At 77.6% G+C, this 22,467-nt stretch carries 5 protein-coding genes; 1 reads left to right on the forward strand and 4 read right to left on the reverse strand.

Going from position 1 to position 22,467, the window contains the following annotated elements; all coding sequences use genetic code 11:
* Positions 1-174 precede the first annotated feature (174 nt).
* The 3 genes from CNX65_RS20105 to CNX65_RS20115 all read right to left on the reverse strand — a co-directional run bounded on the left by CNX65_RS20105 (position 175) and on the right by CNX65_RS20115 (position 3,918).
* Complete coding sequence (locus CNX65_RS20105) at positions 175-1,527, reverse strand: O-acetylhomoserine aminocarboxypropyltransferase/cysteine synthase family protein (RefSeq protein WP_096495136.1); 1,353 nt, start codon at positions 1,525-1,527, stop codon at positions 175-177.
* 142 nt (positions 1,528-1,669) lie between these two features.
* The gene (locus CNX65_RS20110) at positions 1,670-3,280 is read right to left on the reverse strand and encodes an SDR family NAD(P)-dependent oxidoreductase (protein WP_096495137.1); all 1,611 of its coding nucleotides are present in this window, start codon (positions 3,278-3,280) and stop codon (positions 1,670-1,672) included.
* Positions 3,277-3,918 carry an NAD(P)-dependent oxidoreductase gene (locus CNX65_RS20115; RefSeq protein ID WP_096495138.1) on the reverse strand — a complete coding sequence of 214 codons (642 nt, stop codon included), beginning with the start codon at positions 3,916-3,918 and terminating at the stop codon, positions 3,277-3,279. Before CNX65_RS20115 ends, CNX65_RS20110 begins: the two co-directional genes overlap by 4 nt.
* Positions 3,919-4,884: 966 nt before the next feature.
* Between CNX65_RS20115 and CNX65_RS20120 the strand changes: the two genes are divergently transcribed.
* Positions 4,885-21,600 carry a type I polyketide synthase gene (locus CNX65_RS20120; RefSeq protein WP_177154287.1) on the forward strand — a complete coding sequence of 5,572 codons (16,716 nt, stop codon included), beginning with the start codon at positions 4,885-4,887 and terminating at the stop codon, positions 21,598-21,600.
* A gap of 12 nt (positions 21,601-21,612) precedes the next feature.
* Here CNX65_RS20120 and CNX65_RS20125 read toward each other — a convergent pair whose 3' ends face one another.
* A complete protein-coding gene (locus CNX65_RS20125) occupies positions 21,613-22,464 on the reverse strand; it encodes a TIGR03564 family F420-dependent LLM class oxidoreductase (protein ID WP_096495140.1) in 852 nt (283 codons plus the stop codon).
* Positions 22,465-22,467 lie beyond the last annotated feature (3 nt).

The raw sequence follows: 22,467 nt of genomic DNA on the forward strand, positions 1-22,467 counted from the left end.
CACCCGCGGCTGAGCGCGGGGCGGGTTCCAGGGAGCCCCGCCCCGCGCTCAGCTGCGGGCCCTCGTCAGTGCGGCCGGGTCAGCGCGGCCGGGTCAGCGCGGCACCCGCACAAGCCCAGCCCGTGCCAGCCGGACCTGCGGGCACCGCCCTCGCCAGCCGGACCCGCACCCGCGTCACCCGTCCCCGAGCGCCTGCGCCAAGTCCGCCACCAGGTCCGCGACCCCCTCCAACCCCACCGACAGCCGCACCAGCCCGGCCGTCACCCCCGCCGCGACCTGCTCGGCGGGTTCGAGCTGCGCGTGCGTGGTCGACGCCGGGTGGATGATCAGGCTGCGCACGTCCCCGATGTTCGCCAGGTGGCTGAACAACCGCACCCGGTCCACCAGCCGCCGCCCCGCCTCCAACCCGCCCGCCAGCTCGAACGCCACCACCGCGCCCACCCCGAGCGGCAGGTAGCGGCGTCCGGCGGCGTGCCACGGGTCGTCGGGCAGCCCCGCGTAGTGCACCCGCGCGACCTCCGGCCGCCCGGCCAGCCAGCGCGCCACGACCCCCGCGTTGGCCACGTGCCGCTCCACCCGCAGCGACAGCGTCTCGATGCCCTGGAGCAGCAGGAAGCTGTTGAACGGCGACGCGGCGGGCCCCAGGTCGCGCGCCAGCCTGGCCCGCAGCCGCAGCGCGAACGCCAGCTCGCCGAAGTCCGCCGCGAACACCACGCCCCGGTAGCCGGGGTCGGGCTCGGTGAACTGCGGCCACCGGTCGGGGTCGGCGGCGTAGTCGAACCGCCCGCCGTCCACGACCGCGCCGCCGACGCTGCTGCCGTGCCCGGCCAGGAACTTCGTGGTCGAGTGCACCACCACGTCGGCCCCGTGCTCCAGCGGCCTGCACAGGTACGGCGTCGGCACGGTGTTGTCCACCACCAGCGGCACGCCCGCCGCGTGCGCGACGTCCGCGACCGCGCGCAGGTCCAGCACGTTGCCGAGCGGGTTGCCGACGACCTCGGCGAAGAACGCCCTGGTGTTGGGCCGCACGGCCGCCCGCCACGCGGCCGGGTCGTCGGGGTCGGCCACGAAGTCGACGCCGATGCCCAGCTCGGTGAACGTGTGGGCGAGCAGCACCCGCGTGCCGCCGTAGAGGGCGGCGGAGGCGACGACGTGGTCGCCGGTGCGGGCGAGGTTGAGCAGCGCCAGGGTGATCGCGGCCTGGCCGCTGGCGAGGACGACGGCCGCGACCCCGCCCTCCAGGTCGGCCAGCCGCGCCTCGGCGACGGCGGTCGTGGGGTTGCCGATGCGGCTGTACGCGTGCGAGTCCAGGTCGCGCAGGGCGCAGACGTCGGCGGCGTGCGCGGAGTCGGCGAACGTGAACGAGGTGGTCTGGTAGATCGGGGTGGCGCGGGCCCCGGTGGCCGGGTCGGGCGCCGCGCCCGCGTGGACCTGCCGCGTCTCGAACGACCAGCGCCGGGCTCTCGCCCCGCCGCCACCGGTGGGGGCGAGGGGCTGCGGCGCTGAGGTGTCGGGAGGCTGGAACACGGTTGCGCAGCGTAGGACGGGGTGCGGCCCACGACGGCCGGAGAAGGCGAAAGATCATCACTTCCAGTGACACCCGGCCAGGCGATGAGGGGAAACGGCCCGGCGATCGTGCGCGACCGCCGGGCAGCCGCCGGGCCGGGCGTCAGCGGTGGTCGGTGGCCCGCACCGCCATGTCCCAGACCAGCGCGCCGAGCACCGGGTCGTCGAGCTGCGGCGAGCCGGGGGCCGGGCGGTCGCCGACGTGGTAACCGGTGGCGCGGGCTCGGGCCGCGATGCGCACGAGCTGGTCGGCCGCGGTCTCCGGGCGCACGAGCAGCGGCCTGGCCAGGAGCGTGAACAGCGCGCCGGGCGCGCCGAGGTGGCGGGCGAAGCCGGTGGCCATGACGCCGGGGTGGAAGTCGGCGACGGGCAGTCCGGGGTTCCGGCGGCCCAGCTCGCGCAGCAGGATGCCGGACACCAGCTTGGCGCGGCCGTAGTCGGCGTACGCGCCGAGCGGGCGCGCGCCGACCGGCAGCCCGTCCACCTCGGACACCGCGAGCGAGGCGCCCCGGTGCGCGCGCGAGGAGGTGGCGACGATCCGGCCGCCCGACAGCGCGGGCAGCAGCAGGGCGTTGAGCAGCCACGGCCCGAGCGCGTTCACCTGGAGCACCGGTTCGACGCGGTCGACGGTGGGCCCGGTGCGGTCGGGGATGCCGCCCGCGTTGGCGGCGAGGACGTCGATCCGGGACAGCTTCGCGAGCAGGTCGTCGGCGAGGGCGCGGACGGTGGCGAGGCTGCTGAAGTCGACCACGTGCCCGGTGACGCCCAGCTCGGCAGCGAGGGCGGCGGTGCGCTCGGGCGAGCGGCCGACGGGGACCACGCGCGCGCCGAGCGCGTGGAAGCGCCGCGCCGCCGCGGCGCCGAGCCCGGAGCTGGCCCCGGTGATCACCACGACGCGGTCGGCCACCGGCTCGTCCGCGTCCACCCGCTCGGCGCCCCACGAGCCGGGCCGCTCCGCGCCGCGGGGAGAGGGGCGGCCTGCCGACCGGCCGGGGTTCCCCGCGCCGGTCCGGTCCGCGCTCCGGCGATCGGGACGGGCGGCGCTCCCGGCGGCACGCCTGCCGGGCTCCCCCGCGCCAGCCCGGTCAACGCTCAGGGGGCCTGCCTGGTCAAAGCCCTGGGAACCGGGCCGGTCAGCGCTCGGGGAGCTGGTCCGCTCACTGCCCTGGAAACCGGCCTGGTCAACGCTCCGTGAGCCAGTCCGGTCGACCCCCTGGGCATCAGGCCGCTCAACGCTCCGGGGGCCGGACCGGTCAACGCCCTGGAAACCGACCCGGTCAACGCTCCGGGATTCGGCCCGCTCAACGCTCCGCGGGTCGCCGCCCGGCCGCTCGGAAAGACCCACGTCCCCCTCCCCGCCACCGCCCGACGGCGGGCCGGGTCTGCCCGGTCCCCCGTGCGGGTCGACGCCCCGCACCGCCGACCAGCCGGAACCCCGGATCACCGCCCGCACCGCCGTCCGCAGCGCGTTCCGGGCCCCCGCCCGGTGGTAGCTCCAGAAACCGGGCTGGTCGACGCGCCAGATGCCCGGCGGTTGCCGCCGCAGGGCGCCCGGCTGGTCGAGCAGCCACGCGCCGAGCAGGTCCGCGCGCCAGAACCCCGGCCGGTCGCTGCAGATGCCCGGCTGGTCGGCGCTCCACGCGCCGGGCCGGTCCGCGCTCCAGAAGCCGGGCCGGTCGACGCCGCACGGGTAGCCGCCCGCGTCGCCGGTCACCGCGCCGCTCCGTGCAGCACGACGCGCCGCCGCGCCAGGTCGTCCCGCTCCACCGCCGACACCAGGAACTCCGCCGCCGCCGCGCGCGACAGGCCCGGCGTGCGCGGTCGCCCGATGTCGGTGCTCGCCCGCCACCCGGACGCGCCGCGATCGGTGAGGGCGCCCAGGTAGGCGAGGGTCCAGTCCAGCTCGGAGGTGGTCAGGACCCGCTCGGCCGCCCCGTAGTCCCGGTAGTCGCGGCGCACCACGGTGGCGGCGAGCGCGCGCCGGAGCGGCGAGGCCGCCACCCGGCTGACGCCCGCGCCCCAGGCGAGCGGCACCGCGATCCGCCGCACCCCCTCCGCGCACATCGCGACCACCAGGTTCGCCACGGCGGACGCGACGGCCGCCGGACCGCGCCGCCGGGCCGTCCACGGCGGCGCGCCGAGCGCGGCGATCACCGCGTCCTGCCCGGAGACGGCGGCCCTGACCTCGGCGGGCCACTCGGCGACCGCGCCGACCCGGACCGCGAGCGCGGGGTCGGCGGGCAGCCCGTCGGCCCTGCGGGCGAACGCGGTCACCTCGTGCCCGACCTCCAGCGCCCGCGCCACCACGCGCCGCCCAAGCCTGCCGTTGGCCCCGACCACCAGGATGCGCACCGGTCCTCCTCAGCCGGCCCCCCGGCCCGCCGACCGCTCGGGGGGCCGCGCCCCCGGCGGGACGGTCCCCATCCAACCCGCGCCGGGCGGCGCGCAGCACCGCCAGACCGGGGAGCACGGCGGCGCGGGCGGGTCGTGCGCTCCCCCGGACGGCCCAGCGCGGACCGCCGGGCGGGCAGCGGCGCGGGCCGGGGTGCGCGGGAGCGCGGACTGCGCCACCGGGAGGCGGCGGGGGCGGCGGGCGCGGCGCGCGGGACGTGGCGCGGGTCGGGCCGCCGGAAGGCGCGAGGTCCGCGCGCACGCCTGAACAGCTGTTCAGCCGTGCGGACGTCACCGCGCGCGGCGGGCGGGACGGCAGGCTCCCGCGTCGCGCGGCCTGTGAAAAAGCCCCGCCGCGCGTCCTGCGGGAAGCCCACCGGGTGCGCCCGGAACCCGGACGCACCCGGCGGCGGGCAGGCTCCCCGTCCGCAGGCCACGCGGACGGCACGAGCCCGGAGCGGGCGGGTCGGAACACCCCCGGCGGTCGTGGGACCGCCCCCTGGATCCGCCCCGCCCCCGACCGGGCGCCCCCGGTTGCCCGCGCCCCCAGGTTCCCCCCGGCCGTGATCACCGGACAATGTTTTCGGCCAGGGCCGAAGGGACGTGCGCGCCCGCCGGGACAGGTGTACTGCGGCGCGGCCGGTCCGTCCCGTGCGGACCGGCAGCGCGATCCGGACACCTCGGACAGGGGCTCGGCGGTACCAGACCGAGGCCGCGACACCGGGCAGCCACACAGCAAAACCCGCCCGTGTGTCAACCGATCCGGTCAACCGCCCCGTGCTCGGTTGCGCGTCCCCGTGGGCGGACACAACCATCCCGGCGGTACGGCGCGGGCGGGCGCTGACCCGTTCCAGCGCCGACCGCGCCGCTCCCGCCCCCAGGAGCCCCAGCGCAGGACCAGCCCAGGACGAGCCGGAGAGTCGCACCTTGCTGCCCGAACCAGACCGCGCACCGACCCCGTGGGACGCCTCGGCCGAGGACCGGGCCGAGCACGCGATCGCCGTCGTCGGCGCGTCCTGCCGCCTTCCGGGGGCCGCCGACCCGCGCGCCTTCTGGCGGCTGCTGCGCGCGGGCGCGGACGCGACCGGCGCCGCGCCCGCCGACCGGTGGGGTCCGGGGGCGCGCGGCGGTGCGCTGGAGGGGGTGGACGAGTTCGACGCGGCCTTCTTCGGCGTCTCCGAGCGCGAGGCGGGCGCGATGGACCCGAGGCAGCGGCTCGCCCTCGAACTGGTCTGGGAGGCCCTGGAGGACAGCGGCACGGTGCCCGGCGCGCTCGCGGGCGCGGGCGTCGGCGTGTTCCTGGGCGTCACCGCCGACGACGACGGGCAGGGCGCGGTGGTCGCCGACCTGGTGGCGCACGCGTTCGGGCTGCGCGGGCCGAGCCTGGTGGTGGACACCGCGCAGTCGTCGTCGCTGGTCGCGGTGCAGCTGGCGTGCGAGTCGCTGCGCTCGGGCGAGTCGGCGGTGGCGCTGGCGGGCGGGGTCGACCTGGTGCTCGGGCCGGGGTGGGCGGCCGGGTCCGGCGGGTCGTCCCCGGACGGGCGCTGCCGGGTGCTCGACGCCTCCGCGAACGGTCCCGGCCGGGGCGAGGGCGGGGTGGTGCTGGTGCTCAAGCACCTGGCGACCGCGCTCGCGGACGGCGACGACGTGCACTGCCTGGTCCTGGGCGGCGCGATCACCGACGACGGCGCGCGGGGCGGCCCGGACCCGGCCGGTCAGCGGGAGGTGCTGCGCGCGGCGTACCGGGCGGCGGGCGTCGACCCGGCGGCGGTCGGGTACGTGGAGCTGCACGGCTCGGGCAGCCGCGCGGGCGACGCGGCGGAGGCGCTGGCGCTCGGCGCGGTGCTGGGCGCGGCCCGCCCGCACGGCTCGCCGCTGCCGGTCGGGGCGGCCACGACGAACGTGGGGCACCTGGGGAGCGCGGCGGGCGCGGTCGGTTTTCTCAAGGCGGCGCTGGCGATCCGACGGCGCGAGCTGCCGCCGAGCCTGCACTTCCGGGAGCCGGACCCGGCGGTCGACCTGGACCTGCTGAACCTGCGCGTGCAGACCTCGCTGACGCAGTGGCACGGCGGGTGGGGCGGCGGGCTGGTCGCGGGCGTGAGCGCGTTCGGCGACGGCGGCACGCACTGCCACCTGGTGCTCGGCGAGGCCCCCGCCCGCACGCCCGTCCCCGAGCCGCCGGGCGAGCCGGTGGTGCCGTGGCTGCTGTCCGGGGCGAGCCGCGAGGCGCTGCGCGAGCAGGCCGCGCGGCTGGCCGACCACCTGCTCGGCGAGCCGGACTGGACGCCGTCCGACGTCGCGCACACCCTGGCGCGCGGCCGGACCGCGTTCGCGCACCGGGCCGCCGTGGTCGGCGCGACCCGCGAGGAGCTGCTGCACGGCCTCGGCGGCATCACCGAGGAGCCGCGGTGGTCGGGCGCGGTGCTGCTGCTGTCCGGGCAGGGCAGCCAGCGGGTCGGCATGGGCAGGCTGCTGCACGGCTCGTTCCCGGTGTTCGCGCGCGCGTGGGACGAGGCGTGCGCGCACCTGGACCCGGCGCTGACCGAGGTGGTGTTCGAGGGCTCGCAGGAGGAGCTGGACCGGACGGAGGTGGCGCAGCCCGCGCTGTTCGCGTTCCAGGTGGCGCTGGCGGCGCTGCTGGCCGCCCACGGGGTGCGGCCGAGCTTCCTGGTCGGCCACTCGGTCGGCGAGGTCGCCGCCGCCCACCTGGCCGGGGTGCTGGACCTGCGGGACGCGACGACCCTGGTGCGCGCGCGGGCCGCGCTGCTGCGCGAGCTGCCCGCCGACGGGGCGATGGCGGAGGTCCGCGCCGGGGCCGCCGAGGTCGCGGCGGCGCTGCGGGACGTGCCGGGCGTGGGCGTGGCGGCGGTGAACACCCAGGACGCCACCGTGGTGTCCGGGGACGGCGCGGCGGTCGACGAGGTGGTGGCGCGCTGGCGGCGGGCGGGCGTGGACGCGGGCAGGCTGCGCACGCGCGGGGCGTTCCACTCGCACCACTGCGACCCGATGGTGCCGGAACTGGCGGCGGTGGCGGCGACCCTGGCGTTCCGGGCGCCGCGGGTGCCGGTGGTGTCGACCGTGCTGGGCGAGCCGACCGACGAGATCACGACCCCCGGCTACTGGGCGAGGCAGCTGCGGGCCCCGGTGCTGTTCCACCGGGCGACGACGTGGCTGCACGCCCACGACCCGTCCCTGCTGCCGATCCCGTCGACGGCGAACGGGCCGTCCGCGCTGCTGAACTGGCTGGCACGGGCGCACACCGGCGGTCTGCCGGTGGACTGGCGCGGGCTGGTGCCGCACGCGCGACGGGTGACGCTGCCGACCTACCCGTTCCAGCGGGAGAGCTGCTGGGCGGGAGAGGAGGAGCAGGCGGGGGACCCGGAGGCGACGGACTTCTTCGCACCGGTGGGGGTCTCGGCCGACGCGGACACGATCAGGTTCAGCCTGGAGGACCTGGAGGACGCGGACGACGCGGACGCGGCGGTGGAGGCGGAGGTGGAGGCGGAGCAAGACCAGGCCGCCCCCGACGAGGCCGAACCCGAACCTGAACCGGATGAGTTCGCCACGACCGAATACGAACCTGAGCCGGACGAAGTCGCCGAGGCCGAATACGAGCCCGAGCTGGACGACACTCCCCCAGCAGACTCCGAGCAGGAACCACTCGAACTCCCCCCAGCCCCCCTCCCCTTCGAGGCTCTCCCCTCCGAGGCTCTCCCCTCCGAGTTCATCACTCCCCCCGTTCCCGCCGCAGGCGCTCCTGATTCCACTGATGGTCTCCTTTCAGTCCCTCTCGATGGCGTCGATGGCGCTGTTCCCGATACCGGCGTTTTCGACGTCCTCGGTGCGGAGCCGATCGCCGTCGTGGGCACGGCCTGCCGCCTGCCGGGCGGGGTGGACTCGCCGGGTGCGCTGTGGACGCTGCTGTCCGAGGGCGGTGACGCGATCGTCCCGCTCCCCCCGGCGGACCGGGGTTGGGAGAGCGGCGGTCCGGGTGGTTACCTGGACGGCGCGGGCGAGTTCGACGCCGCGTTCTTCGGCCTGAGCCCGAGCGAGGCCCTGGCGACCGATCCCCGCCAACGCCTCCTGCTGGAAACCACCTGGGAGGCCCTGGAGGACGCGGGCGTCGACCCGACCTCGTTGCGCGACACCACGACCGGCACGTTCGTGGGCGTTGGCGCCGACCACCCCGACGCGCCAGGCGGGTGCCCGAGCGCGACGTCCGGCCGGATCGCCCAGGCGCTGGGCCTGGTGGGTCCGGCGGTGACCGTGGCGACGGCGTGCTCGTCGTCGCTGGTGGCGGTGCACCTGGCGAGCGAGTCCCTGCGCTCGGGCGAGTCCGGCCTGGCGCTGGTGGGCGGCGTGGAGGTGCTGACCACCCCCGAGGCCACCAAGCGTCAGGTCGACGGCCCGAAGCGCAAGCCGTTCTCCGAACGCCCCGACGACACGGGGTGGTCCGAGGGCGTGGCGGTGCTGGTCCTGGAACGCCTGTCCGACGCACTGGCAGCGGGACACCCGGTGCTGGCGTTGATCCGCGGCAGCGCAGTAGGCACATCCACCCCCCAAGCAACTCCCTCCACCACGCAGGAACACCTGATCCGCCGAGCGCTGTCCCAAGCGGGCCTGGACCCGAACGAGATCAACGCCGTAGAAGCGCACGGCACCGGAACCCCACCCGAAGACCAGGCCGAGCTCACCGCGCTGCACGCCGTCTACGGCACGAACCCCCACCCGGTCCACCTGGGCGCACTCCAATCCACCACCGGCCACACCGGAGCAGCCTCAGGCGCCGCCGCACTGGTGAAACTGGTAGAAGCCCTGCGCCACGGCACGCTCCCCCCGACCCCGCACCTGTCCCCAGCAACCACCCCCACCCCAACACCCGCATCCACTTCCACAGGTGAGAGCGCTCCCACGCCAACGACCACACCCGACCCCACCGCCGAACTCAGGCCAGGGGCGAGTGGCCCCTCAGGAGCCGAGACCGGAATCAGGGCTGAGCCTCGGCCCGGCTCCGTTACCAGGGCCGGGACTGGAACCGGGATCGGAATTGGGGTCGGGAACGGAACCGGGACTGGGGCTGGAGCTGGGACCGGGTCTGGTTCTGGGACTGGTTCTGAGGCTGGAACTGTCTCTGAGGCTGGAACTGTCTCTGTGACTGGGACTGCCGCTGAGGCCGGAACTGCCCCTGGGACTGGCCCTGGCCCTGGTCTCGGTCCTGGGGCTGGTTTTGCGTTTGCCGGGGTGTCCGGGTCCGCGCTCGTGCCGCTCGTCGAGCCGGTTCCGTGGGTGGAGCCGAGGCGGGTTGGGGTGTCGTCGCTTGGGCGGTTCGGCACGGATGTGCATCTGATCCTGGAGCAGCCACCCGTCATTGACGTGCCAACCGCTGGGGCTGGGTTGCCGTTGACGCCTTGGGTGTTGTCGGCCAAGTCGCCGGAAGCGTTGCGGGCGCACGGGCTTCGGTTGCGGGCGCACTTGGACGCGCACCCGGAGGCGTCCGCGGCTGAGGTGGCAGTCAGCCTGGTGACGCGCAGCGGGTTCTCGCACCGGGCGGTGCTGCTCGGGCGGGACCGGGATGAGCTGGTCGAGCAGTTGGACCAGGTTGTGGCTGGTCGGAGGGCCGGGGTGGTGCTGCCGCTGTCCGGGCAGGGGGCGCAGCACGTCGGCATGGGGCGTGACCTGCACGACGCGTTCCCGGTGTTCGCGCGCGCTTGGGACTCGGTGTGCCCTCCGGAGGTCACCGAGATCGCCTTCCACGGGCCGTCCGAGGAGCTGGACCGGGTCGAGGTGGCGCAGCGGGCGCTGTTCGCGTTCCACGTCGCCCTGTTCCGGCTGTACGAGCACCACGGCGTCACCCCCGACCACCTCGTCGGGCACTCGGTCGGCGAGGTCGCCGCCGCGCACCTCGCGGGCGCGCTGGACCTGGCCGACGCGCTCGCGCTGCTCGACGCGCACGCCCGGCTCGCGGTGGCGCTGCTGCCGGACGGGCTCATGGCCTCGGTGGAGGCCACCGAGGAGGAGCTGGAACCGCTGCTCGGCGACGGCGTGTGCCTGGCCTCGGTGAACTCGCCGGACAGCGCCGTGGTGTCCGGCGATCCCGGCGCGGTGCTGTCGCTGGTCGACCACTGGCGCGCGCGCGGACGGCAGGCGAACGTGCTGCGCACCGGCGGCGCGTTCCACTCGCACCACTGCGACACGGTCGCCGTGGAGCTGGCGATCGTGGCGACCGGGCTGCAACCGAGGCCGTGCTCGCTGTCGGTGGTGTCGACGCTGGAGGGCAAGCCCGTGGACGGGTTCGCCACCGCGGGCTACTGGGCGCGGCAGCTGCGCCACCCGGTGCGGTTCCACGACGCGCTGGAGTGGGCGCGCCGCAGGCACGGCGCGATCACCGCGCTGCCGACCACACGTCCCGGCGCGGACGGCGTCGCGGACTTCCTCACCGGCCTGGCCCGCGCGCACGAGGCCGGACGCGCGGTGCGCTGGACCGACCTGCTGCCCGCGGCGCGCCGCGTGCCACTGCCCTGCTACCCGTTCCAGCGCCGCTGCTACTGGCCCGCCCCCGACACCGGTGCGGCACCGGGCGACCTGGGCGTGGAACCCGGCGGCCACCCGCTGCTGACCGCGCGCGTCGACGTGCCCAGCTCAGGCGAGATCGTGTTCACCGGCGTGCTGTCCGCGCAGGCCCACCCCTGGCTGGCCGACCACGAGGTGGGCGGCGTGCCGGTGCTGCCGAGCGCGGCCGTGCTGGACATGGCCCTGCACGTAGCGGCAGTGCTGGACGCGGAACTGGCAGAACTACTCCTGCACGAACCACTCCCGCTCACCGGCCGCACCGCACTGCGCCTGACCGCCAACCCGCACAACGGCACCCTGGTGCTGCACGTGCGCGAATCAGCCGACTGGCTCCCCCACGCCACCGCCGTCCTCAACACCCAAGCAGCAGGAGAAACAGCAGAAGCAGGAGCAGCAACCACCAGCACGGCAATTACTGCCACAGCAACACCCGCGACGACGAAGCCTGCAACAACACCCACGACACCCGCACCAAACGGCACCACCTCCTCCACCGGCACAGCGCTCCACAGCGCAGGCCCTCACAGCGCAGCACCGGAAAGCGCAACGCTCGACCACACGACCATTGACAGCACAACAACAAGCGACGCGACACCGAGTGACGCACCACCCGGAGACAGGGCACCCGGAGACACGACAACTGGCGACACGACATCCAGCAGCACCGCCACCGCAGACAGCACCAACACCAGCACGGGCACGGGCACGGGCACGGGCACGGGCACGGGCAGCACCGTCGTGGGCAGCGCTGCAACTGGCAGCGCCACTACCGACAGCGTTGAGGCTGGAGCTGACTACGAGGCAACCGGGGCAGCGACCGACAAGCCGGCGGCTACCGCCCCAGCGACCACCGACACGACGACCACCAGCACGGTGAGCGCCAACGCGGCGACCACCAACGCGGCGACCACCAACGCGGTGAGCACCGGCCCGACCCCGACCAGCCCGATGCGCACCACCCTCGCGAGCGCCGATGTGGTGACCGCCGACGTTGGCCCCGACGCGGCGCACGAGGGCGCCGCAGCCAGCGAAGGCGTCACCGAGCCGGCGCTCCTCGGGAGCGGCTCGGGCAGTGCTCCCGCCTCGCACGACCACGTGGCGGTTGCTTCCAAGGTTAGTGACGCCGAACCCCCCGCGCACGTACCCGGCGAGCACCAATCCGAAGATCACCCGTCCGGGGAAGACACCGCCGCTGACCAGCGGTCCGGGGGTGGGAACGTCGTTGTCCCGCCCGGAATCCCGGTGGACCTCACCGACGCCGACGACGTCCTCGCGGCCAGGGGTGTGCGCCGCGGTCCGGCGTTCCGGGGGTTGCGCGGGGTGTGGCAGGACGGGCGGGTGCTGCACGTCGAGGTGGAGCCGGACGGGGTTCCGGGGACGGCGTGGCGGGTGCACCCGGCGTTGCTCGACCCGGTGCTCCAGGCGGTGCTGCTGGACGGGTCCACGCCGCCGCTGGCCCTGCGCTGGTCCGGGGTGCGGTTGCACCGGGGCGGTGGCACGGGGTTGCGGGCGCGGGTCGAGCGGATCGGGCGGGACTCGGTGCGGATCACCGCGCACGACCAGGACGGTCGGCTGGTGCTGGAGGTCGACCAGGTCGAGTTCCTCGGTGGCACGGCGAGCGGGCTGTTCACGCGGCACTGGACCAGGATCGCCCCGCACACCGGCACCACGCCGCGAGCGGCGGCGGCGCACCCCCGGACCTCACCTCGGGCAGGCGCAGCGGCCACCCCGCCCCTCACCACCGTCGTGCTCGACCACCGCGAGCCCTCCCCCGTTCCGAAGCTGGTCGCCGAGCGCGTGCTCGCCCGCCTCGCGGGCGACCCGACCGCGCGCCTGGTCGTCCGCACCCTCGGCGCCGTCGCCGCCCTGCCGGGCGAGCTGCCCAACCCGACCGCCGCCGCCCTCTGGGGCCTGCTGCGCGCGGTCCGGGAGCAGCACCCGGACCGGGTCGCGCTGGTCGACGGCGACGGCGACCTCGCGCCCGTGCTCCCCCTCGACGAGCCCGAGATCGCCCTGCGCGGCACGACCGCGCTGGTCCCCGAACTGCTCCCCGCCGCCCTCCACCCGGAACCGGTGCGCCCCTGGCGGCTGGAGGTCGTGGAGCCGGGCCTGGTCGACGGGGTCGGCCCGGTGGCCCGCCCGCTGCGCCCGCTCGCGCCCGGCGAGGTGCGGATCGCGGTGCGCGCGGCGGGCCTGGGGCTGCGGGACGTGCACGCCGCGCGCACCGCCCCGGTCGGCACGGCGCTGGGCCGCGAGGCGGCGGGCGTGGTGACCGGCACGGCCGAGGACGTGTTCGGGTTCCGGGTCGGCGATCCGGTGTTCGGGCTGGTCGACGGCTGCCTCGGCCCGATCGCGACGGCCCACCACCGGCTGCTGGCGCACGTGCCGCACGGCTGGTCGTTCGCCGAGGCCGCGTCGGTGCCGTCGGCGTTCCTGACCGCGCACTGCGCGCTGCACCACCTCGCGGGCGTCCGACCGGGCCAGCGGGTGCTGGTGCACCGCGCGGCGGGCGGGGTCGGGACGGCCGCGGTGCACCTGCTGCACCGGGCGGGCGCGGAGGTGTTCGCGACCGCGCACCCGGACAAGTGGCCCGCGCTGCACGCGATGGGCGTGCCGCCGGAGCGGGTGGCGTCCTCGCGGGACCTGCGTTTCCTGGACAGGTTCCCGCAGGTGGACGTGGTGCTGGGCGGCGACGCGGAGATCGCGACGGCGTCGCTGGCGCTGCTGTCCCCGACCGGCCTGCTGGTGGACGTGGGCGGCTGCGGCCCGCGCGAGGACCCGAGGTGGCGCGGGTTCGACCTGGCCGGGGTGGACCCGGACGTGCTGGTCGCGGTGTTCGCCCGGCTGCTGTCGGACGGGGTGGAGCCGCTGCCGCTGCGCGCGTGGGAGCTGCGGAACGCCGGTGAGGCGCTGCGGCACCTGGCGACCGGCGGCCACACCGGCAAGGTCGTGCTGACCGCCCCGGCGCGCGCCAGGCGCGGCACGGTGCTGGTGGTCGGCGGCACCGAGGGCCTCGGCGCGGCGGTGGCCGGGCACCTGGCCCCGCACCACGACCACCTGGTGCTGGTGGGCCGCGTCCACGACGCGTGGGAGCTGCGGCGGGAGCTGGAGGAGCGCGGCGCGGCGGTCACCGTGGAGGCGGGCGACCCGGACGACGCGCGGGCGCTGGCCAGGCTGGTGGACGCGCACCGCCCCACCGGGGTCGTGCACGCGCCGCGCCCGGTGGCGGACGTGTCGGCGGCGCTGCGCTCGGCGACCGGGACCGCGTGGGCGCTGCACGAGGTGACCCGGCACCGCGACCTGGACTTCTTCCTGCTGCTGCCGTCGGCGCGGCCCGCCGGGCAGGCGGACGCGGCGGTGGCGGCGTTCCTGGAGGCGCTGGCCGTGCACCGCAGGGGGTTGGGGCTGCCCGCGCAGGCGGTGGGCCTGGACGACCCGGCGCGGGTGCCGGAGCTGCTGGAGACCGCCCGCGCGACCCCGCACACGGTCCTGGTGGCGCTGGACGAGGCCCCGCCGCCCCGCGCGCCGTTCGTCGAACCCCAGGCGCCCCGAGCGCTTCCGGTCGAAGCGGGGGAACCGGAGGTCGGCGCGGCGCCGGAACCGCGGGTGGAGGTCGTCGAGCGTCCCCCCGCTCCCCCGGCCGACGACCCGGTGGTCGTGATCGGCATGGCGTGCCGCCTCCCCGGCGGCGTGGAGACCCCGGACGACCTGTGGGACCTGGTGCTGTGCGGCGGGACCGAGGCGCGGCACGGCTGGGACGTCGCCGAGCTGCTCGACGCCGAGGGCGCCCCGAGGAGCGCGGGCCTGCCGGGCGCCGACGAGTTCGATGCGGCGTTCTTCGACATCAGCCCTGGTGAGGCCACCGCCATGGACCCCGGTGAGCGGCTGCTGCTGGAGGTGGCCTGGGAGGCGCTGGAGCGCGCGGGCGTGGACCCGGAGGCGCTGCGCGGCGGCCCGGCGGGCGTGTTCACCGGGACCGCGGCCGGGGACGGCGACCCCTCGGCGCGGGTGTCGCGCACGCTCGGCCTGTCCGGTCCGGCGATCACCGTCGCGGCGGCGGACTCCTCGTCGCTGGTCGCCGTGCACCTGGCGGCGCGGTCGCTGCGCGCGGGCGAGTCCGGGCTGGCGCTGGCCTGCGGGGTCGCGGCGGGCGGGGCGCCGGGCGGGGCGGAGCGGGCCGAGGGCGTGGGCGTGCTGGTGCTCCAGCGGTTGTCCGGGGCGCGGCGCGCGGGACGCCCGGTGCTGGCGGTGCTCGCGGGCAGCGCGGTCACCCAGGGCGTGGCGGCGCGCGAGCGGGTGGTGCGCGCGGCGCTGGCGGAGGCGGGGCTCGCGGCGCGGGACGTCACCGCCGTGGAGGCCACCTCCGGCGATCCGGGCGAGGGCGCGGAGCTGCTGGCCGCCTACGGCCGCGACCGGCCGTCGCCGGTGCGGGTGGGCTCGCTGCGCCGGGCCACCGGGCACACCCTGGCCGCCTCCGGCGTCGCCGGGGTGATCAAGGTGGTGCAGGCGATCCGGAGCGGGCTGCTGCCGGTGGAGCGCGAGGGCGGCGCGGCGCGGGACGCCGAGCCGTGGCCGGGGGTGCGGCGGGCGGGCGTGTCCTCGTTCGGGACGTCCGGGGCGAACGCGCACGTGGTGCTGGAGCAGGCCCCGGACGAGCCGGAGAGGCCCGCTGCGGACGGCGACGCCCCGGTGGTGTGGCCGCTGTCCGCCCGCACGGCGGAGGCGCTGCGCGCCCAGGTCGCCCGGTTGCACGCGCGCCTGGTCGACCAGCCGCGCTGGACCCCCGCGGACGTGGCCGCCTCGTTGGCCGCCCGCACCGGGTTCGAGCGCCGCACCGCCGTCGTCGGCCGCGACCGCGCCGAGCTGCTGCGGAACCTGCGCGACCTGGCCGTGCGCGAGGCCGATCCGGCGGCGCGCCGCGTCGTGCTGCTGTTCCCCGCCGAGGGCGGGCACTGGCCGGGCATGGGCCGGGAGCTGCTGCGCGTCAGCCCGGTGTTCGCCGACGCGCTCGCCGAGTGCGACGCGGCCCTGTCCGAGCACCAGGACTGGTCGGTGCTGCGGGTGCTGCGCGAGGCGGGCCCGCTGACCGGGTCGGACGTGGCGCAGCCGGCGCTGTTCGCGTTCCAGGTGGCGCTGGCCCGGTTGTGGGAGCACCACGGGGTGTCCCCGGCGGCGGTCGTGGGCTGCGGCGAGGGCGAGGTGGTGGCGGCGCACGTCGCGGGCGCGCTCGACCTGGCGCAGGCGGCGCGGGTGGTGTGCCTGCGCGCCCAGGTGTTCGCGGGCTCGCTCGGCGGGCGCGACGCGCACACCGGGCACGTGGAGCGGGTGCACGAGGAGCTGGTGGGGCTGCTCGCGGACGTGCGGCCGGGTGCGGGCGCGATCCCGTTCTGCTCCACGGTCACCGGCGGGGTGCTGGACACCTCGGAGCTGGACGCCGAGCACTGGTACGCCACCCTGCGCGACCCGGTGCTGCTGGACCAGGCGCTGCTGGCGCTGCGCGCGGAGGGCCTGGGGACGGTGGTCGAGGTCGGCCCGCACCCGGCGCACCCGGACGTCGCGCTGGGCGCGCTGCGCCGGGGCGCGGACGACGCGGTCGCGTTCGCCGAGGCGCTGGCCGAGGTGTGGGCGGGCGGCACGCCGGTGCTGTGGCGCAACCGGGGCGGGCACGTCGACCTGCCCACCTACGCGTTCCAGCACCGGAGGTTCTGGCGCGGCCCCGGTTCCGCCGGGCTGCCGGTCACCGAGGGCGAGCCGGACCCGCACACCCTGGTGCCGCACCTGGTCGCGGCCACGCTCAAGCGCGGCGCGGCCGGGATCGACGGGCACCGCACGTTCCGGGAGCTGGGGTTCACCTCGGCGGAGGCGGTGCAGCTGCTCGACCACCTGATGGCGACCACCGGTCTTCGGCTGCCCGCGACGGTCGTCTACGACCACCCGACGCCGTCCGCGCTGGCGGACCACCTGACCGTGCTGCTGAGCGGGGGCGCGCAGGCCGACGAGCGGGCCGAGAGCGCGCCGCCGGGGCTGGAACCCGTTGTGGTGGTGGGGTCCGCGTGCCGGTTGCCCGGCGGGGTCGGCACGCCGGAGGCGCTGTGGGAGCGGCTGGTCGCGGGTGCGCCGCCCGCCGCCGGGGTGGTGGGCGCGACGCGGTTCGACGCCGCGTTCTTCGACCTGGCGCCGGAGGCCGCCGCCGAGGTCGACGAGGGCGAGCGGCTGCTGCTGGAGACCGCGTGGGAGGCCCTGGAGCGGGCCGGGATCAACCCGCGCGCGCTGCGCGGCACCGCGACCGGGGTGTTCACCTGCGGCCGGTCGCCGGGCCGGGTGGTGCGGGCGCTGGCCCTGGAGGGGCCGTCGATCGGCGTGGCGGACGGGGCGGAGCTGGTGGCGGCGCACCTGGCCGCGCAGTCGCTGCGCTCCGGGGAGTCGGTGCTGGCGCTGGTCGGCGGGGTCGACGCGGACGGCCGGACCGGCTTGCTCGTGCTGGAGCGGCTGGCGGACGCGACGCGCAACGACCGCCGCCCGCTGGTGGTGGTGCGCGGGTCGGCGGTGAACTCCGACGGGGCCGGGAGCGCCGCGGTCCCGGCGCGGCGGCGGGTGGTGCTGCGGGCGCTGGAGTCGGCCGGGCTCACCGAGGAGCAGGCGCCCGCGCGCGCCGGGTTCGACGGGCGGATCACCGGGATCGTCCTGGTGGCGCAGGCGATGCGGCACGGGCTGCTGCCGCCGTCCGGCGACCGGCCGGACCTGGAGCGGTGGCCGGAACCGCGTCGGGTCGGGCTGTCCGCGTTCGGCTCGGGGGTCAACGCGCACCTGGTGCTGGAGGGGCCAGCCCCGCAGGCCGACCCCGAACCGGACGAGGGCCCCGGCCGCCCGGTGCCGTGGCTGCTGTCCGCCCGAACCCCGCGCGCGCTGCGCCAGCAGGCCGCCCGGCTCGGCGCGCACCTGGCCACCACCACCTGGTCGCCTGCCGACGTCAGCCGCGCGCTCGCCACCCGCGCCGACTTCGAGCACCGCGCGGTGCTGCTCGGCCGCGACCGCGCCGAGCTGCTCGCCGCGCTGGCCGACCTCCGCCCCGAGCCGGGACCGGCGGGGTCGGTGCTGCTGCTGTCCGGCATGGGCGCGCAGCGCGCGGGCATGGGCCGCGACCTGTACGACGCGTTCCCGGTGTTCGCCTCGGCGTGGGACGAGGTGGTGGCGAGGTTCGAGGCGCCGCTGACCGACCTGGTGTTCCACGGCGGCGACCTGGACCGGCCGGAGGTGGCGCAGCCCGCGCTGTTCGCGTTCCAGGTGGCGCTGTTCCGGCTCTACGAGCACCACGGCGCCGCGCCCGACCACCTCGTGGGCCGCTCGGTCGGCGAGGTCGCCGCCGCGCACCTCGCGGGTGTGCTGGACCTGCCGGACGCGGCTGCGCTGGTGGCCGCCCGCGCCCGGCTGCTGGCCGACCTGCCCCGCTCGGGCGTGATGGCGCGGATCGGCGCGAGCGAGGCGGAAGTGGCCGCGGCGCTGGGGGAACGGGTGTCGGTGGCGGCGGTGACCGGGCCGGACAGCACGGTCGTCTCCGGTGACGCGGACGCGGTCGCGGCGGTCGTGGGGCACTGGCGGGCGCTGGGCCGCCCGGTGGAGCAGCCGCGCGCGGGCGGGGCGTTCCACTCGCACCACTGCGACCCGCTGGTCGCGGAGCTGGCGCGGGTCGCCGAGCGCCTGGTGGTGCGCGCCCCGGCGCTGCCGGTGGTGTCGACGCTGGTGGGCGCGCCCGCCGAGGACTTCGGCACGGCGGACTACTGGGCGCGGCAGCTGCGCGGCCCGGTCCGGCTGCACGCGGCGCTGACCTGGTTGGAGGAGCACGCCGGGCCGCTGCGGGTGATCCGGTCGGACGGGGCGGGCGCGGAGGCGTTCCTGGCCGACCTGGCGCGGGCGCACGGCGCGGGCAGGCCGGTGGACTGGACGGGGCTGATCCCGGCGGGGCGGCCGGTGGAGCTGCCGACCTACCCGTTCCAGCGGGAGTTCCTGCCGCCGCGCGGGGGCCGGGCGTCGACCGCGCCGGGCGAGCTGGGGCTGGACGAGGGCGGGCACCCGCTGCTGGGCACGCGGGTGGACGTGCCGGACCGCGACGAGGTGGTGTTCACCGGGCGCGTGCGCCCCGCTGAGCAGCCGTGGTTGGCGGACCGGACAGCGCACGGCGTCGCGGTGCTGCCGGGCGCCGCGCTGCTGGACGTGGCGCTGCACGCGGCGCGCCGGGCGGGGCTGGCCGGGGTCGCCGAACTGGTGGTGCACGCGCCGCCGGGGCTGGTGGACCCGGTGGCGCTGCGCGCGCGGGTCAGCGGCACGGAGCTGGTGGTGCACGCGCGGGAGGACGAGGGGGTCTGGATGCGTTGCGCCACCGGGGTTCTCGCCGAGTCCGCAGTGGACGGTGAAGCCTGGCGCCCCGGCGAGTGGCCCCCGGCGGGCGCCGAACCGGCGCCGGTCGTGCACCCCGGCGGGCTCGGACCGGCGTTCCGGGGGGTGCGCGCGGTGTGGCGGGACGACACCGCCTGGTACGCGGACCTCGTGCTGCCGCAAGGGGTTCCGGAGCAGGAGTGGGTGATCCACCCGGCGCTGCTGGAGGCCGCCGCGCTGCTGGGCCGCGACCCGTCGCCCGACCTGCTCGCGCACGCCTGGCGCGACGTCGTCCCGCACCACCCCGGCCGCGCGCCGGGAGAGCTGCGGGCGCGGGTGCTGCGCTCCCCCGGCGGGACGCGGCTGGACCTGGCCGACGCCGAGGGCGCGCCCGTCGCGTCGATCGGCTCGGTGGAACCGCGCGCGGCGGCGGAGGCCGAGCGGCGGGGCGCGCTGTTCCGCGAGGTGTGGGAGCCGTGCCCGACCGGCGCGCCCGGTGGTGATCCGGTGGTGCTCGACCAGTGCGGGCGCTCCGGCGCCGACGTCGCCGGGCAGGTGGAGCGGGCGCGCGCGGAGGTCGAGGACGCGCTCGCGGAGCACCCGGCGCTGGTGGTGCTGACCCGCGACGCGGTGGCGGTGCGCGGGCAGGACCGGGTCGACCCGGTGGGCGCGGCGCTGCGCGGCGCGGTCGGCGCGCTCCAGGTCCGGTGGCCGGGGCGGATCGTGCTGGTGGACGCCGAGCGCGCCGAGGACGTGGCGGCGGCGGTGTCGACCGGGCGGGAGCAGGTGGCGGTGCGCGGTGGGACGGCGTTCGCGCCCCGGCTGGTCGCCGAGCCCCGGCCCGCGCTGGCGGTGCCGGACGGGCCGTGGCGGCTGGAGGCGGGCCCGGAGGGCGTGGTGGCCGCGCCCCGCCCCAGGGCCGCGCTGGAGCCGCACGAGGTGCGGGTGGCGGTGCGCGCGACCGGGATCGGCTTCCGGGGCGCGCGCGCGGCGCGCGACGTGGGCGCGCCGCTGGGCTCCGACCTGGCCGGGGTGGTCGCCGAGGTCGGCGCGGACGTCGACGGGCTCGCGGTCGGCGACCGGGTGTTCGGCCTCGTGGACGGGCCCACCGCGCCGGAGGCGGTGGTCGACCAGCGCTCGCTCGTGCCGGTGCCCGCGCGGTGGACGTTCGCCGAGGCCGCGTCGGTGCCGTCGGCGTTCCTGACCGCGCACTACGCGCTGCGGCACGTGGTGAACCTCCAGCCGGGGCAGCGGGTGCTGGTGCACGAGGCGGCGGGCGGGGTCGGCGCGGCGGTGGCGCTGCTGGCGCTCGCCACCGGGGCCGAGGTGTGGGCGACCGCGCGCCCGGACGGGCGGCACGTGCCGGGCCTGCCCGCCGAGCGGGTCGCCTCCTGCCTGGACCTGGGGTTCCGCGAGCGGTTCCCGCAGGTGGACGTGGTGGTGAACGCGCTGCCGGAGGAGTTCGCGGCGGCCTCGCTGGAGCTGCTGCGGCCCGGCGGGTACTTCGTGGAGCTGGGCGGGGCGACCCAGGGCCTGGTGGGGGTCGAGGCCGTGCGGCACCGGGTGCTGGACCTGGCCGAGGTGACCCCGGACCGGGTGCAGCGGATGCTGTCCCGGCTGGTCGCCGAGGGGGTCGAGCCGCTGCCCGCGACCGCGTGGGACGTGCGGCGCGCGCCCGAGGCGCTGGGGCAGGCCGGGAAGGTCGTGCTGGTCGCGCCGCGCGCCGACGCGGGCGCGGTGCTGGTGGTCGGCGGCGGACCGGTGGGCACGGCGCTGGCCAGGCACCTCGCCGGGCGGGGGTGGCGGGTCGTGCTCGCCGGGCGGCGGGACGCGTGCGCGGTCGCGGCGCTGCGGGAGGAGCTGGGCGCGGCGGTGGTGGACCTGGACCTCGGGGACGGGGCGGCGGTGCGGCGGGTGCTGGCCGAGCACGCGGTGACCGGGGTGGTGCACGTGGCGCAGGAGCCGGACGAGGCGTTCACCGGGGCGTGGCGGCTGCACGAGGCGGCGGGCGACCTGGACCTGTTCGTGCTGTGCGGGTCGGCCCGGTGGGCGCTGGGCGGTGACGTGGCGGAGGCCGCCGCGTGGGCGTTCCTGGCCGGGATCGCGCTGGAGCGGACCCGGTCCGGGCTGGTCGGGCGGGCGCTTGCCTGGGGGCCGCTGGCCGGGGAGCCCGCGGTGAGCGGGTCGCGACCGCTGCGGGTGGACGAGGCGCTGCGGTTGTTCGACCGGGCGGTGGACGGGCCGGAACCGGTGGTGCTGCCGATGCGCTGGTCGCCGGACGAGGCGCCCGCGACGCTGCCCCGGCAGCGGGTGGAGCGGGGGTCTGCGGTGGCGGCGGCGCTGGAGGCGCTGGCGGCGCTGGACGGGGCCGACCTCGCGGAGGAGGCGCGCGGGGCGCTCGTCGAGCGGCTGCGGGCGCTGCTGCCGGGCGGGGAACCGGGTGCGGTCGGGCCGGGTCCGGCGGAGTCCGCTCCCGCCGAACCCGAACCCGTTGCGCTCGAACCGGTCACGCCCGAACCGGCCGCACCCGAACCGGCCGCATCTGAACCGGCAGCACCTGAGCCTGCCGGACCTGAGCCTGCCGGACCTGAACCGACTGCGCCTGAACCGACCGGGCCCGCCCCGGCGGACGTCCCCCTGGAGACGCCCGCCCCGGTCGAGCGGGAGGTGGTCCTGCGGGGCGGGGACGGCGGGGCCTGACCCGGACCGCCGTCAGCCGCGCAGCCCGTCCGCCACCTCGTGCACCCGCGCGCGGTCGGCGGGCGGGCCGAGCACGGCGAGCACCAGGTCCGTGGCCCCGGCGTCGCGCAGGCGGGTGAGCTGGGCGAGGACCTGCTCCTCGCTGCCGACCACCGCCGTGTCCCCCACCCCCGCCAGCCCGCCCCGGTCGAGCAGCGCCCGGTAGGCGGGCATCCGCGACGCCGCCCCGAACGCCTCCTCCACCTGGGCGCGCGCCGCGTCCGGGTCGTCGGTGAGCACCACCATGGCGCTCACCACGATCCGCGCGCCCTCCCCCAGCGCGGGCGCCAGGTGCCGCTCGACCAGCTCGGGCGTGCACCAGGTGGCGAGGACGCCGTCCGCCAGGTCCCGCGCCACCCGCAGCATCCTCGGCCCCAGCGCGGACAGCAGCACCGGCGGTGGCGCGACGGGCTGGTCGAGCCGGATGTCGACGGTGAAGTGCTCGCCCGCGTGCCGCACGTGCTCGCCGCGCAGCAGGGGACGCAGGACCTCCAGGTACTCGCGGGTGTGCGCGGCGGGCGAGGTGTAGGGCAGGCCGAGCTGGTCGGTGACGTGCCAGGCGTGGCTCGGGCCGATGCCGAGGGTGAGCCTGCCGCCGACCAGGGCCTGCGTGGTGAGCGCCTGGGTGGCCAGGGCCACCGGGTGCCGGGGGTAGGTGGGCACGATCGCGGTGCCCAGCTCCAGCTCGCCGGGGCCGTGGGCGGCGAGCAGGGCCAGCGGGTCCCAGCCGCCGGGCATCTGGTTGGTCCAGGCGCTGTCCACGGGCAGGTCCTCGGGGCGCTCGCCGGGAGCGGGCGGTCCGGCTTGGTGGGTACCGATCCTCATGCC

This window comes from Actinosynnema pretiosum, assembly GCF_002354875.1.
Classification (GTDB): Bacteria; Actinomycetota; Actinomycetes; order Mycobacteriales; family Pseudonocardiaceae; genus Actinosynnema; species Actinosynnema auranticum.